Origin of the sequence: Neisseria sp. P0008.S010, from assembly GCF_051962715.1 — a bacterium.
Lineage (GTDB): Bacteria > Pseudomonadota > Gammaproteobacteria > Burkholderiales > Neisseriaceae > Neisseria > Neisseria elongata.
On record NZ_JBQCVA010000012.1, the window covers coordinates 40,926 to 55,485 of the forward strand.

A 14,560-nucleotide genomic window follows, 5' to 3' on the forward strand; every position below is an offset into this window, starting at 1 on the left:
GCCCGCTTCCAAGGAAAACGCCACATGATGCCGCAAACCTCCGCTTCCCCCGCCCCGCGCGACTGGTTGCTGCTTATCGGCGGCAGCACCTACAAATTCGCGCTGACCGGTTTTTATCTGGTCGCGCTGGTCGCTATTTTGAAAAACTACGGTTACAGCCTGAACCAACTGAGCTGGATACATTTAATCGGCGGTATCGAAGCGGCGAAGGTGTTGTTTGCCGCGCTGATGGAGCGGCGGCCGGCGGGGCGGTTCGGGCGGTTTCGCGGCTGGCTGCTGGCAGCGACGCTGGGGCTTTCGGCGGTGTTCGGGCTGATGGCCTGCACCGACATAACGCAGAATTTCCCGCTGCTTTTGACCTGCTGCGTTTTGCTCTCGGCAATGTCGGCGGTATACGGCTGCGCGATGCTGGGCTTGTCGTGTATCGTCCTGCCGCACCGCGAACGCGGTTTCGGCGGCGTGATTCAGACGATGGCGGCGCGCGGCGGCAAGATGATCGGCGGCGCGCTGGTGTTGTGGCTGTATCAGGAATACGGGCAGACGGCGGCGGCGGGCTTTATGCTGGCATTCACCCTGCTGATGCTGCTGCAACTCTTGTGCTACCGCGAGCCGGACAGCCCAACGGCGCAAGGCGGTTTGACGGCGTTGGCGGCACGGCTGGTCTCCTTTTGGCGGCGACCTGAAACGGGCTGGCGGTGGCTGGTTTTGCTGTTTGCCGTTGCCGCACCGTATGCGTTTGCGGCGGCGACTTTTGTGCCCAAGCTGGCGGATTTGGGCTTCACCCCGAAACAGACGGGCGGAATTCTGGCGGTGGGTATTCCTGTTGCCTGCCTGATTGTTACGCCGCTATCGGGCTGGTTTTCGCGCAATTATCCGCGCCGCAAACTCGTGTTCCTGCTCTACGCGCTGCAACTGCCGCTTTTGACATCCATGACCGCCATCGACGCGCTTGCCCGCATCCACCCTTGGCTGCCGCCCGCACAAATCATCGCCCTGAGCCTGAGCTACACGCTGCTGCTGCCGGTGATACTGGCGTTGGTAATGGACAAATCCGACCGTGCCACCGCCGCACTCGACAGCAGCCTGCAATTTTCCGTAGTCCTGCTCGGCAGTTACGCGGCCGGTTTCGCCGCCCTGCGGCTGGCAAAGGCGGTCGGCTATGCCGATTCGTATTGGGCGGCGGTGGGTCTGGCCGTATTGGCGGGAGGGCTGCTGTATGCGTGCCGAGGCCTGTTTGATTCAGACGAGCCGTAAGACTCAAAGAAAGGCCGTCTGAAAACCTGAAACGGGGTTTTCAGACGGCCTTCCGTTATTTGCCGCTACTCCTGCGCTATGATTTCCACGCCCGCTTCTTGCAAGGCATGTATCAATTCCGGCGGCGGATTGCAGTTTTCCAGCCCTATGATGCGTCGCAGGTTCGGCAAGTATGCCAAATCGGCAACGGCCTGTTTGCCGATGGGCAAAAGTTCGTCGCCGCAACCGGGGTCGAAAAAGGGAAACATTTCTTCGTAAAGCGCCGAACCGCCGTCCAAGCCGCCGTCGATATAGAGTTCGCCTACTTCGTTTAACAGATGCTGCGGGATGTCCAACCGCTCGAAATATTCAAGGATTTCAGGGATAACGGCATAACCGTCGGCTTCCCTGTCTATCCTCCGACCTTCGTATTCTTTAACAAAAGTGTCCAGCAGCAGGCGCGGCTTGAGCAGGTTCCGCCGGTACATCAACTCGTCAATCACGGCAATTTTCAGGCCGATATCGGCAAACGGTACACTGGGAATCTGGTTCAAATTGTACGTACCGACGGCTTTAGGCGAACTTTCCGCTTCCGACAGAAGTGTACGGATAGTTTCGGCAGTGGGATTATCCGGCAGGCTGTCGGCCAACAATTTCAGGCAGTGTCGCGTAACAGGGTCTCGGCGGATGCAGATATGCGCTTCTTTACGGCTGTCGTTTTTTTCTGGCGCAAGATTCAAGGTATCCAAGGCGGCACAAAGCAGGGCTTCCCGTTTATCCGACGATATTTTGCCGTCGGTAGTGAGCGCAGTTAAAAGCTGTTCCGCCTGTCGGTAAACATTACTGCGTTTGTCTGCATAGATACCCATCATATCGTTCCATAATCCGCTTGCAGGACGCGACTGTTGACGGGCATTTTGGGCTTCAATCATCAGGTATTCCGACAATGCAGACGCATCGCCCCAATCGTCAAGCGCGCTCAAAATCAATCTGTCCCCCAGCTCAGGCCAACGCCGCAGAAACGGCACGACCCACGGTGCGGCAGCAATCCTGGTGGCATGATTATTGGCGTCAGCATGATAAAAAAACAGGCAGAACACTTCGGCAAGCCACGCGCCGGTTTGCATTTCAGCAGGCCATTCGCGTTCTAGTACGGCATCGATGCGCGCGCAGATTGCCGGAGCATATGAGGCAATGGTTTGATCAGCTTCTTGTTCAGATTTTTCTCGACAACGGTCTACGGTATGAAAAATTTTATCGCTGGCAAGTGCTTCGGTGAATTTGTGCAGCCCTGTTCCGTCTTTCAGACGGCCTGCCAGTGCGGCATCAATGTTTTCCAGCAAGAAATCGTAAAAATAAGGCAGGCATGCCGCTACGGAATAAGTCTCAAAATGCTTTTTCCATGCAGCGCGGATTTTGCTTGTTTTTTTACCCGCTTCCATGGCCGCCGTATCGGCGGCAAGCATGGCGTACAGGGGATTGGGCGGTGTTTCAGGCGGAGACGGCGGTTGGTTGTCGAAGAAATTTTTGAGTTTGGAAAACATCGGGAGTCCTTAAAACAGGCCGTCTGAAAAGACAGATTTTCAGACGGTCTTTTTGCATATTGTACGGATTTACACGTCGTAAGTACCCATCACGCCGACACTGGCGAGGATGTGCCCCTGCATGGCGAAGTGCAGGTCGTTGAAGCGGAACCCGCGCGGCAGGTTCAGTTTGGTGTCGAGGGCATAGACAATCAGTTCGTAACGGTGGCGGCAGTTGGGCGGTGCCATGCCGCCGTAGCAGGAGGCTTCTTCGATGTCGAGTTTGCCCAGCACGCTCGCCCAGCTGTTCGCTCCTTGAACGTAGTCGGTAGCGCGCAGGCTTTCGTTTTCGGCAACGGAAGTGCGTTGCAGGTCGGCAATCAGCCAGTGCGTCCAAACGAAGCCGCTGGCGGTAATCGCATCTTTGTCTTCCAATACGACGGCGAAGGATTGCGTGCCTGCGGGCGCGTCGCTGATGTCGAACGGGATGGAGTAGGTCGGCATGCCGTTCGGGCTGAACTGGCTGCCGCGTTTGCCGAAACGGTCGGCAAATTCGCCGTTGATGATTGCGCTGCTGTCAATTTGCATGTTGATCTCCTGAAAGGTCGGTGGGGGACAACTGTGATATGGAGATAATATGCCGTCTGAAAAGGTGGGAGCTTTGTAAAAATGCGTATGGAATTTTATATTTAAAATTATTTGGTTATTTTGAAATTTTATACTTTCAGACGGCCTGGGGCGGTAATGCAGGACGAATGCCGGATTCGGACAAGACTCCAGCATTGCCATAAACGGGTTTCTTTTCCGCATGCATAGAGGGAAGAACGGGATGTTTTTTCAACCCTACATGGCTGGAACGAGAAGGAATGGATATACGGGAAGGACGGGTTTCGGCCCGCATATTCATATCTAGTAGATTAAATTTAAATCAGAACAAGACGACGAAGCCACAGACAGTACAGATAGTACGGCAAAGCGGGGCAACAATGTACTGATTTTTATTAATCTGCTATAGCGGTAAGGGCTGCAAGCATGCCTGTATATGGGCAGCGTCAATAACGGAACTTCAAACAGTTCGCCGGTATGCAGATAAGGGCGGCGACGGGCGTAAGCACCGCATCGGCCGCCAAGGCCAGCGGCGCGAGTACCACAACCTTGGCTATCTGGCCGCCGTTGGTGGTTTTGGGGGCGGTTTGCAGAGAATACAAAATTACGGGGACATGCTGTTCAAATTTTTTGGCATCCTTGGGCAGGGTGATGTTTTGCGGCCGGTAGATTTTGCCCCATATATTGTTAAATCTTTGGGAATAATAAATCCGGTCGGCATTGACCCTTTTAAAACCCAGCCTTTCCAATTCCGCCATTTCGCGCTTCCTGACCGCTTCCGGCAGGGTTTCCACTATGGTGTACTGCAAAACCAACCTTGTGGCAAAGGTGTTTGGATTACTGGAAAAATACAGGGGGATGGAATTATCAGTGTGATCGGTTGAAAAACGTTGGCTCAAATCGGCCTGCAATATGGCCAGCAGTTTGGCCGATTGTTCGGAATCGACAACATAGGCATATTTCTCCCCCATCATCACCAAATGTTCCGCCTTGGACGGGCTGCCATTTTTTTCATCGGACAGCCTGATTTTGCCGAATAGGAAAACTTTGTCTTGGCCTATTTCTTTGGTAACTTGGCGTTCCGGCGTGGTGAAGTCGGCATTAGTAATCAAAGAGGCGGTCAGGCAGCCCGACAGGGTTAAAGTGGCGATTACGGCAGCCAAAGGCATAAAAAAGTGTTTCATCATTATTCCTTAAGGTTTGAGACAGAAACAGGGCGGGGAGGGGAAAGTTGCGGGGCAGCCCCGCCCGTGGCAGCACATATTTTACATAGTTTCTTCGCCAAATACCTGATGCCACAATTCGCGCACGGTTTGGTAGTGCGCCGCTAGTTCTTCGTCGTTTTCCGCAACGGCGGTATCGCGCAGTTTGGTGTCGTGCTGGCAGGCGCGGTAACGGCGGTAGGCGCGGCGGGCGCGTTCGGCCAGCGCGGGGTCGATTAGGCCGTGTTCGGCGGCGGTTTCGAGCAGGGCGATGTTGCCGGTGTTGTCCATGAGTGCGGGGCAGTCGGCGGCGTGGGCGAGTATCAGGTATTGGACGATGAATTCGACATCGACGATGCCGCCGCGCGCGTATTTGATGTCGGTGGGCAGCGGGGGATGGGCGGCGGTGATTTTTTCGCGCATGGCGAGTATTTCTCGCCTCAGGACGGCAGGATCGCGCCTTAGGCGGAGTATGCGGCGGCGGGTGTCTTCGAATTGGCGGCCGATGCCGGGGTCGCCGCAGACGAAGCGGGCGCGGGTCAGGGATTGGTGTTCCCATGTCCATGCGTTTTCGTGCTGGTATTTGTCGAAGGCGGCGGTACTGTGGACGGGGAAGCCGTCGTCGCCGTTGGGGCGCAGGCGCAGGTCGATGTCGTAGAGTGTGCCGGCGGCGGTGCTGCCGGACAGCCATGTGGTCAGGCGGTTGGACAGTCGGGCGTAGGTCTGCCCTGCCTCTTGGTCGGGGTCGTCAAACAGGTAGACCAAATCCAAGTCGGATGTGTAGCCGAGTTCTTTGCCGCCGAGTTTGCCGTAGCCGATGATGGCGAAGGCGGGTTCGTCGCGGTGTTTTTTCGGCATCTGCCGCCATGTGTATCGCAGGGTTTGGTTGAGTATGATGTCGGCCAGATGGGAGAGTTGGTCGCTGACGGCTTCAACCGTCCATCTGCCGGACAGGTCTTGTACGGCCAGACGGAAGGTGTGGGCGTGGTGGAAGTGGCGCAGGGTGTCCATTTTGGCTTCGGCATCGTCGCAGGCGGCCAGTGCGGCGGCCAGTTCGGTTTGCTGTTGCGGCCAGTCGGGTCGGTTGTCGGTCAGCTGCGCGCTCAGGAGTTCGTCCAGCAGGATGGGGTGTTGTTGCAGGTAGGCGGCCATCCACGCGCTTTGGCTCATGAGTTCGGCCACGCGGTTGAGTTCGTTGGGGTATTCGAGCAGGAAGGCCAGATAGGACGGGCGGCGGCTGACGGTTTCGAGAAAGCCGGTCAGGCGCGACAGGGTTTCGGTCGGACGGCGTGTGTCGGCGGCGGCCTGGATGATTTGGGGCATAAGTGCGTCGAAACGGGGCTGGCTGCGCGGCGACAGGCTGCGGTAGCGCGTGCTCAGCCTTAGGGCGTGCAGGCGGCGTATGGTGTCTTCGGCTTCGAATCCCGCCTGTTGCAACAGGGGGATGTGCTCTTCGGTAGGTTCGGGCCACAGGGCGGCAAAGCGGGCGGCAGGCTGCTCTTCGGGCTCGGAAAGGATGTTGTCGAATTCGGCAGTAACGGCGGCGCGGTGCGCGTTCAGGCCGTCTGAAAAGGCTTCGTAGTCGGTGTAACCCATGCTTTCGGCCAAGAGTTGCCGCTGTACGCCATCCTGCGGCAGGGTTTGGGTTTGCAGGTCGTCCCAGTATTGCAGGCGGTGTTCGAGTTGGCGCAGGAAGCGGTAGGCTTCGAGCAGGGTGTCGGTGGTATGGGTGGGAATGATGTTTTGAACGGCGAGTTGGCGCAGGGTTTCCTGCGTGCCTTTCAGTTGCAGGGTTTTCAGACGGCCTGCACGTATCATTTGGAAGATTTGGGCGATGAATTCGATTTCGCGTATGCCGCCCGCACCGAGTTTGATGTTGTCTTCCATGCCTTTTTTACCGACTTCTGCGCGGATTTGGCGGTGCAGGCCGCGCATGGCTTCGTAGGCGTTGTAGTCGAGATATTTGCGGAAGACGAAGGGGCGGACGATGGCGGCGATGTCGTTTGCGCCGGGTGTGATGACGCGGCCTTTGCACCACGCATAGCGTTCCCATTCGCGGCCGTGGGTGATGAGGTATTGTTCGAGTGCGGCTTCACTCCACACCAGCGCGCCCGCGTCGCCGTCGGGGCGCAGGCGCATATCGACGCGGAATACTTGGCCGTCGGGAGTGATGTCGTTTAGCAGGGCAATCAGTTTTTGCCCGACTTTGGTGAAAAATTCCTGATTGTCGCGCTCGCGCCGCCCGTTTGTCGCGCCACCTTCGGGATAGGTGAAAATCAGGTCGATGTCGGACGAGACGTTCAACTCGCCGCCGCCCGCCTTGCCCATCGCGACGACGGTGAGGAACTGGGCTTCGCCGCTGTGGTGGCCTGTAGGCGTGCCGTAGAGTCCGACGTAGTAGCCGTAGGCATAGTCCAGCGCGGTATTGACAGAGAAATCGGCAAAACGGGTGATGGTTTGGGTTACTTCGTCCAAACCGCTCAATCCGTTCAGGTCGCGCACGGCGATTTGGGCGACGACGTGCCGCCGCAATATCCTGAGCTGCCGCGCCAGGCCGGCTTCGTCTTCGTTTTCCCGCAACGCCTGCCAGTCGGCGAAGTGGCGGAAGTCGTCTTCGGACAACTGCCGCGCCGTCCAGTCGGCCAGCAGGTTCAAGTCCAGCGTATTGCTGTCGAGGCAGCGGACGAGAAAGCGGGAATGGCGGCGGGCATGGGCAAACAGTTCGGCGGTGTTCACGGCGCGGTCTTTCGGCTAATAGAAATAAACGGGATTATAAGGCCGTCTGAAAACGCCGTCTGCGGTAAAACCGCCCAAACCGCACCTTTTAACCGCCCAAGCGTCCTTCCACCGCCTGCCAAACGGCCTCGGTCGGAATCGCCGTCAGCAGCGAACGTTCGTCGCGCGTGTCTATCCGGTCGGGATGCGGCAGTTCGCCGTAGTCGCCGGCCCAAACCACGGTGGCGCGGTCGGAATACGGCCGCCAGTTTTCCAGGCGCGTGGGGCCGAACAGCGCGACTTGCGGCTTGTCGAGTGCGGCGGCGATGTGCATGGGCACGGAATCCACCCCGACAAACAATTTCGCACCTTCGATGGCGGCAGCCAACTCACGCAGATTGAGCGTACCGTCCAATACAAACAGCGGCGCGTCTTCAGACGGCACGACCTGCCGCCGAACCGCTTCCAACATCGCATGTTCGCGCGCGTCGGGTGCGGCGGTCAAAACCACCGCACGGCCGCCGTCAATCAGCCTTTGCACGATTTGCGCCGTGTTTTCAGACGGCCAGCATTTGAAAAACCAGCGCGACCCCGGATGCAGCAAAACATAATCCTGACCTGTCCAGCCCTGTTGCGCCAACTTCTGCCGCAACGACGCGCGGACGGCATCCGAAACCGCCATCCGCACGCGCCCCGATTCGGCAGCGGGCAGATTCAACGGCGAAAGCAGGTGCAGATTGCGCTCGACGACATGCACGCCCTCCCGCTGCCGCAAGACCGAAGTGTGCATCCGCCGCCAAAGCCCGTTGCCGCCGCGCGCGCGAGGATACGCCAACCGTACGGGCGCGCCGCTGAAAACCGCCGCCAAGCCTGCCCGCCAACGGTCGGAATAGTTCAAAACCACATCGTAGCCTTGGGCGCGTATCTCGCGCAGCAACGCATACTCCTGCCGCAACTGATACCCGACGCCCTGCTTCTTCCAATTCCTATCCACCGTCAAAACACGGCGGATAAGCGGATTATCGGCAACAATGTCTTCCATACCCTTGTACACCAGCATATCGACCGCGCAATCGGGATTGGCCTGTTTCAAAGCATCGGCGGCGGTAGTTGCCAGCAAAACATCACCGTGGTGCATAAGTTGGATAATCAGGATGTTTTCAGACGGCATAATCGGACAGGTATCGGATAAAAGGGCGTGCAGATTACCGCCGACCTGCCGCCCGTATACCTGCCTGCCCGTACCCATGAAACAGTGCTACAATCCGCCCCTTTACTCCACAATCCGACCGCCCGACCAACCGCCATGAAACGACCTGCCGCCCTAATGTTGTTGCTTGCCCTCAGCCTGCCCGCCACCGCTGCCGATACGCCGAATAGCGATTCAGACGGCCAAAACGAAGCGGACAAGCCAACACTTATCGAACGGGTAAAGTCTAAATTCGGCCCCAAAAACGACGAAACCGCCCCCGCCCTCAAGCAGAAATATCCGGTACGCATCGAGGCGCAGCCGGCCGACGTGAAAGAAATGCTGCAGGAGCACCTGCCGCTGATTACGCAGCAATTGGAAGAAGAGCTGGATGCCGAACAAATGGAATTTCTGGCGGAAGAAGCCCCCGAACAAGTGCTGACCATGCTGAAAACCAAAGGCTACTTCAACGGCAAAGTAACCGTCAGCCGCAAAGGCATAGGCTATCTGGTAAGCGTAGACAGCGGGCCGCAAACCAAAATCGACAACGTCAGCGTCGCCATTTTGGGCGATGTGCTGCAAGACGAAAATTTGGGCGCGTACTACCGTTCGGCGATGGAAAACTGGAGCCTGCCGGTGGGCGCGACATTCAGCCAAGAAGAATGGAGCGGCAGCAAAAGTTCGGTTTTGTCGGCAGTACGGCGGAAAAAATACCCGCTGGCCGAGTTTTCCTCCACCCAAGCCACGGTAGACCCGACCAAACATCAGGCCGACTTGTCGGTATCGGTGGACAGCGGGCGGCCGATTTACTTCGGCGAATTTGAAATCAGCGGCAACAAACGCTATCCCGCCGGCGTCGTGCGCGGACTGGCGCAGTTCGACACAGGCTCTCCGTACGATTTGGACAAGCTGCTCGACTACCAACAGGCTTTGGAGCAGGACAGCCACTATTCCGGCGCGTCCGTGCAGGCCGATTTCGACCGTCTGGAAGGCGACCGCGTGCCGGTAAAAGTAACCGTGTCGGAAATGAAAAAGCACAAGCTCGAACTCGGCCTCAGCTACGATTCCGAGTACGGTTTGGGCGGCAAGTTCGGTTACGACTACTACAACCTGTTCAATAAAGGCTACACCGGCTCCTTCGTCGCCTCCGGCGACAAATACGAACAAACCGTGGCGCTGGGCGTCAGCCAGCCGCGCCAAAAAAACGGCCACTACTGGACAAGCTCGCTTGCCTACAACCGCAAAACCACGCAAAAGCTGGAAACCGAAACCTGGTCGGCGGGCATGTGGTATGTGCGCGACCGCAACAACATCGAATCGCGGCTCGGCATCGAATACGTCGGCGACCAAGCCCGCATTCCCGATGCGCATGTGGACTTGGGACACTCCTACGCCACCATGCTGACGGCCTCGTGGAAAAAACAGAGCATCGAAACCCAAATGCGGCCGGAAAACGGCTACTACCTCGATGTCAAAGGCGGCACCACACTGGGCAAACTGCTGTCTTCATCCTCCATGCAGCGCGTACTCGGCAGCGCGGGCTATTACTTCACGCCGGAAAACAAAAAAATCGGCACCTTCGTCGCGCGCGGGCAAATCGGCTTCGTCAATGCGGGCGAAAGTAACGACGTGCCCTCCGCCCTGCGTTTCCGCACCGGCGGCGCAACCTCCGTGCGCGGCTACGAACTCGACAGCATCGGCATCAAAGGCCCGTCCGGCGCGGTGCTGCCCGACCGCGCCCTCGCCGTGGCCAGCGTGGAATACCAATATCCGATCAACAGAAGTTTTTCCGCCGCCATTTTCCACGACATGGGCGATGCGGCGCACAGTTTCAAAAACATGACACTCAAACACGGCACGGGCATCGGCGTACGCTGGTTCAGCCCCGTCGCGCCGTTTTCATTCGACATCGCCTACGGACATCAGGACAAACGCATCCGTTGGCACATCAGCTTAGGGACACGTTTCTAAAATGACCGCACAGGAAGATATGCAGAGGCCGTCTGAAAACGGCGCGCCCGACAATAAAAGGCCGTCTGAAAAAACACGCACGGGCAAATCCCCCGCCCGCCGGCTGTTGAAAACCGTTCTGTGGTCGTCCGTCCTGCTGTCGGCATCGTCGGCCGGCTTTTTATATTGGCTCGCGGCCACCGAATCCGGCCTGCGCTTCGGCCTGTACACCCTGCCCGAACTGGGCGGCGTGAAAATCAGCAGCAAAACCCTCAAAGGCACACTGTGGCACGGCTTCAGCGGCGAAGACTGGCGCATCGAAACCCCTTCCGCGGATTTGACCGTTTCCGGCCTCGGCCTGCAATGGCAGCCGCAGGAACTCTTTTCAGACGGCCTCCTCCACATCCGGCACCTGTCCGTCGGCGACCTCCACATCACCGCCAAACCGACCCCGCCCAAAGAAGAACATCCGGCCAAACTGCCCGAAAGCATCAGCCTGCCGCTGGCTGTGAAACTGGACAAACTGAGCGTCGGCAAAATCAGCAGCGGCAAAGCGGGCAACACCTTCCTGCTCCGTGCGGAAGCCGCCTACGACTACGACCACAAACGGCACAAACTGATTCTGAACAGCCTGCAAACCCCGTGGAGCAGCACGGGCGGCGAACTGGAAATTCAGACGGCCTCACCCTTTGCCCTGCAAGGCAGCATACGCGGCGGTGCGGAACTCGAAGGCATCGCGGGCGGCGGAGAAATCCTCTTGTCGGGCGACTTGCGCCGAACCGCCTTCAAAGCCGATTTGGTCGGCGGCAAAGTCAGCCTCAAAGCCGAAGGCCTGGTCGGCCCGTTTGAAAACAGCCTCGACGAACAAATCGACCATATCCTGATTAAAGGCCACGCGCTGAACCTGGCCGAGTTCGTCACCTCCGCCCCGCAGACCGACCTCGACTTCGACGCCACCATCGTCCCCTCGCCGCAAAAAGGGCTGGCACTGGAAGGCTCCATCGACCTGACCAACAGCCTGGCCGCGCCTGCCGACCAAAACGGCATCCCCGTCCGTAGCATACTGGGCGAGTTCACCGTCGGCGACAGCGGAATACTCAAAGTACACGACGTAACCGCCACCCTGCTGGAAGAAGGCGCGCTGATACTCGGCGGCGAAACCGACACCGACAAAAACACCTTCGCACTGGAAGCCATACTGAAAAACGCATCCCTGTCCGACTTCGTCAGCCGGAAACACGACGACGTATTCGAAGGCAGCCTGCTCCTGAACGGCACCTACCGCGAACCGCAGGCCAAATGGGATATCCGCGGCAACCGCGCCGGCTCCACCGGCGAACTGGCAATTGCCAACGACACCGCCAACGGCCAACGCAGCCTCAACATCGTCAAAGCCTCCCTGCTGCCTAAAGACGGCGGCGAATTAGACATCAAAGGCAGGCTGGAGCTGTTCAATGACCGCCTGCTCGAAGCCGAGGCAACCGGCAAAAACTTCAATCCCGGCAAACTGCACCCCGATTTTCCCGTCGGCAGCATCAACGGCGACATCAAATTGAACGGCGTGCTGGCCGAAGAAAAATTCAGCGGCAAAATGCAGTTCGGCAACAGCGTGCTGTCCGGCGCAGTATTGAGCGGCAATGCCGACGTGCTTTATGAAAAACAACATCTTGCACGCGCGTCAGCCGACATCCGCCTGGGCAGGAACCGCGTCAAAACCGACGGCAGCTTCGGCAAGGCGGGAGACCGCCTCAACCTCGACATCAACGCACCCGAATTGGACAAATTCGGCTTCGAACTCGGCGGCGCGCTGACGGCGAAAGGCTTCCTCGCGGGCGAACCGAAAAGCATCTCCGCCGACCTTTCCGGCAGCGTGCGCAACCTGCGCGTCAAACAGGCGGTCAATATCCGCGAACTCGACTTCAAAGCCGCCGCCTCGCCCGACTACAGCCGTCCGCTCAACCTGCAAATCAACGGCCGCGAACTGGTCATCCCGGGCAGCTCGGGCGAATCCACGCGCATCGATACCGTCAACGCCGCCGTATCGGGCACCGGCATGCGCCACAGCATCCGCAGCAGCGGCAGCATGGCGATGGGCGGCAAAAACTACAAACTCGATTTGGAAGCCGACGGCGGGCTGGACAAAGAAAACCGCTGGAAGGGTACAGTCGGCAGGCTGGACTTGAGCGGCGGCTTCAACCTGAAACTGCAAAACCGCATGAGCTTGGAAGCAGGTGCGGAACGCGTGGCCTTGGGCACGGCGCAGTGGTCGGCGATGGGCGGCCGTCTGAATCTGAACAGCTTCGTGTGGGACAAGAAAAACGGCCTGACCAGCAAAGGGACGGCGGCCAATCTGAACGTGGCCGAACTGCACAGCTTCTTCAAAATGCCCGTAGAACACAATCTGGTGCTGTCCGCCGACTGGGATTTGGCGTACAGCCAAAATGCACGCGGCTTCCTCAACGTGCGCCAACAAAGCGGCGACATCGTCCTGCCCTACCGCAAACAAGCCTTGGGGCTGAACAGTCTGACCCTGCAGACCCGTTTCCAAAACGGCCGCATCGACAACCAAATCAACGGCAAAACGCGCTACGGCAACATCGGCGGCAACGTCGGCATCAGCCAGCAATTCGGCCATTCCATCATGCAGGCCCCCATCAGCGGCAACCTGAAAATCGACATTCCCGACCTGACCGCGCTGAAAAACCTGATGCCGGTCGGCCAAAACATCAGCGGCACACTAAATGCCGAAGCGACCATCGGCGGACGGGTGGGCGAACCGCAACTCGGTGGCAGCCTCAACGGCAACAACCTGTATTACGTCAACCGCGACCTGGGCGTGATTCTGGACAACGGCAGCCTGCGTTCCCGCCTCAGCGGCCAACAATGGCAGATACAGTCGCTGCTCTTCAAGCGCGGCAACGGTAATATCAACCTGTCGGGCACCGTCGGTTGGGGCGGCGGCGTGCCGGCAGTGGACGTGAATGCCGTGTTCGACAAATACGGCATTCTCGACAAACCCCGCCGCCGCCTGACCGCCAGCGGCAACACCCGCCTGCATTATGACGATAAAAACGGCATCATCCTCGGCGGCAGCCTGAAAGTGGACGAAGGCCATTTCGGCTTCCAAAAATCCGGCATGCCCGAATTGGACGACGACGTTGTGGTGTTGGGCGAGCCGAAAAAAGAAACCCGTACTCCCGTTCCGTTCAGCATGAACATCGACCTGGATTTAAACGACAAAGTCTTCTTCCGCGGCGAAGGCGTGGACGTTACCCTCGGAGGCCGTCTGAAACTGACCGCCCAACCCAAACAAGACATTCAGGCTGTCGGCACGGTTGCCGTCGTGAAAGGCAAATACAAAGCCTACGGTCAGGATTTGAACATCACCAAAGGCACCGTGTCCTTCGTTGGCCCGCTGTCGCGGCCGAACCTCAACATCCGCGCCGTACGCAACCTGTCGCCCGTGGGCGCGGGGGTGGAAGTGTTGGGCAACTTGGAAAACCCGCGCGTTACCCTCGTTACCAACGAACCGATGAGCGAAAAAGACAAACTCTCCTGGCTGATTCTGAACCGTGCCAGCAGCGGCAGCGACGGCGACGAAGCCGCTTTAAGCACCGCCGCCAGTGCCTTCCTGGCCGGCAAGCTCAACGACCGCATCGGCTTGGTAGACGACTTCGGCCTCACCAGCAAGCGCAGCCGCAACGCGCAAACGGGCGAACTCAACCCGGCCGAGCAGGTTTTAACCGTCGGCAAACAGCTTTCAAGCGAGCTTTATCTCGGCTACGAATTCGGTCTGACCAGTGCCAGCCAGACCGTGAAGCTGGTGTACCAACTGACTCGGACCATCCAGGCCATCGTCCGTGTCGGTTCGCAATCTTCGGGCGGCGAAATCAAATACGTCATCCGTTTCGATTAAAGGCCGTTGGGCATAGAGGCCGTCTGAAAACTTTTCAGACGGCCTCCCAACATATCCGTTGCCGCTGCCGATAATGTCGCCATTCAAACCGAACCCAAACAAAGCGGCGGCATAGGAAGTCATGCCGCCATATCGTGCAATACGCAAATAGGCCGAGACCTTTGCAAAATCCCCCAAAATCCCCTAAATTCCCACCAAGACATTTAGGGGATTTCTCATGAGCACC

General features: G+C 58.2%; 8 protein-coding genes. 3 read left to right on the forward strand and 5 right to left on the reverse strand.

Annotated features, from left to right (window positions below; all coding sequences use genetic code 11):
• Positions 1-24 precede the first annotated feature (24 nt).
• A complete protein-coding gene (locus ACTHSL_RS04990; RefSeq protein WP_440380564.1) occupies positions 25-1,254 on the forward strand; it encodes an MFS transporter in 1,230 nt (409 codons plus the stop codon).
• A 65-nt stretch (positions 1,255-1,319) separates the two neighbouring features.
• Here the strand turns inward: ACTHSL_RS04990 and ACTHSL_RS04995 are convergent, their stop codons facing one another.
• The 5 genes from ACTHSL_RS04995 to rfaQ form a co-directional block, all read right to left on the reverse strand.
• On the reverse strand, positions 1,320-2,777 hold the full coding sequence (locus ACTHSL_RS04995; RefSeq protein ID WP_440380565.1) for a DUF6892 domain-containing protein: 1,458 nt from the start codon (positions 2,775-2,777) through the stop codon (positions 1,320-1,322).
• Between the two features lie 69 nt (positions 2,778-2,846).
• Positions 2,847-3,344, reverse strand: coding sequence for a YbhB/YbcL family Raf kinase inhibitor-like protein (locus ACTHSL_RS05000; RefSeq protein WP_440380566.1), 498 nt, complete (start codon positions 3,342-3,344; stop codon positions 2,847-2,849).
• Between the two features lie 464 nt (positions 3,345-3,808).
• Positions 3,809-4,549 carry a hypothetical protein gene (locus ACTHSL_RS05005; protein WP_440380567.1) on the reverse strand — a complete coding sequence of 247 codons (741 nt, stop codon included), beginning with the start codon at positions 4,547-4,549 and terminating at the stop codon, positions 3,809-3,811.
• A gap of 78 nt (positions 4,550-4,627) precedes the next feature.
• On the reverse strand, positions 4,628-7,300 hold the full coding sequence (gene glnE / locus ACTHSL_RS05010) for a bifunctional [glutamate--ammonia ligase]-adenylyl-L-tyrosine phosphorylase/[glutamate--ammonia-ligase] adenylyltransferase (RefSeq protein WP_440380568.1): 2,673 nt from the start codon (positions 7,298-7,300) through the stop codon (positions 4,628-4,630).
• 88 nt (positions 7,301-7,388) lie between these two features.
• Entirely contained in the window at positions 7,389-8,528 is a 1,140-nt protein-coding gene (gene rfaQ / locus ACTHSL_RS05015) for a putative lipopolysaccharide heptosyltransferase III (protein ID WP_440380569.1), read from the reverse strand.
• 57 nt (positions 8,529-8,585) lie between these two features.
• Here rfaQ and ACTHSL_RS05020 point away from each other — a divergent pair, with 57 nt between their 5' ends.
• Both ACTHSL_RS05020 and ACTHSL_RS05025 read left to right on the forward strand, forming a co-directional pair.
• Positions 8,586-10,439, forward strand: a complete 1,854-nt coding sequence (locus ACTHSL_RS05020; RefSeq protein WP_440380574.1) for an autotransporter assembly complex protein TamA — start codon at positions 8,586-8,588, stop codon at positions 10,437-10,439.
• Between the two features lies 1 nt (position 10,440).
• The gene (locus ACTHSL_RS05025; protein ID WP_440380570.1) at positions 10,441-14,334 is read left to right on the forward strand and encodes a translocation/assembly module TamB domain-containing protein; all 3,894 of its coding nucleotides are present in this window, start codon (positions 10,441-10,443) and stop codon (positions 14,332-14,334) included.
• Positions 14,335-14,560 lie beyond the last annotated feature (226 nt).

Coding starts and splice junctions, on each gene's coding strand:
- ACTHSL_RS04995 (WP_440380565.1), bottom strand. CDS start 2,777: ATGTTTTCCAAACTCAAAAATTTCTTCGACAACCAACCGCCGTCTCCG.
- ACTHSL_RS05020 (WP_440380574.1), top strand. CDS start 8,586: ATGAAACGACCTGCCGCCCTAATGTTGTTGCTTGCCCTCAGCCTGCCC.
- ACTHSL_RS05025 (WP_440380570.1), top strand. CDS start 10,441: ATGACCGCACAGGAAGATATGCAGAGGCCGTCTGAAAACGGCGCGCCC.
- ACTHSL_RS04990 (WP_440380564.1), top strand. CDS start 25: ATGATGCCGCAAACCTCCGCTTCCCCCGCCCCGCGCGACTGGTTGCTG.
- ACTHSL_RS05005 (WP_440380567.1), bottom strand. CDS start 4,549: ATGATGAAACACTTTTTTATGCCTTTGGCTGCCGTAATCGCCACTTTA.
- ACTHSL_RS05000 (WP_440380566.1), bottom strand. CDS start 3,344: ATGCAAATTGACAGCAGCGCAATCATCAACGGCGAATTTGCCGACCGT.
- rfaQ (WP_440380569.1), bottom strand. CDS start 8,528: ATGGGTACGGGCAGGCAGGTATACGGGCGGCAGGTCGGCGGTAATCTG.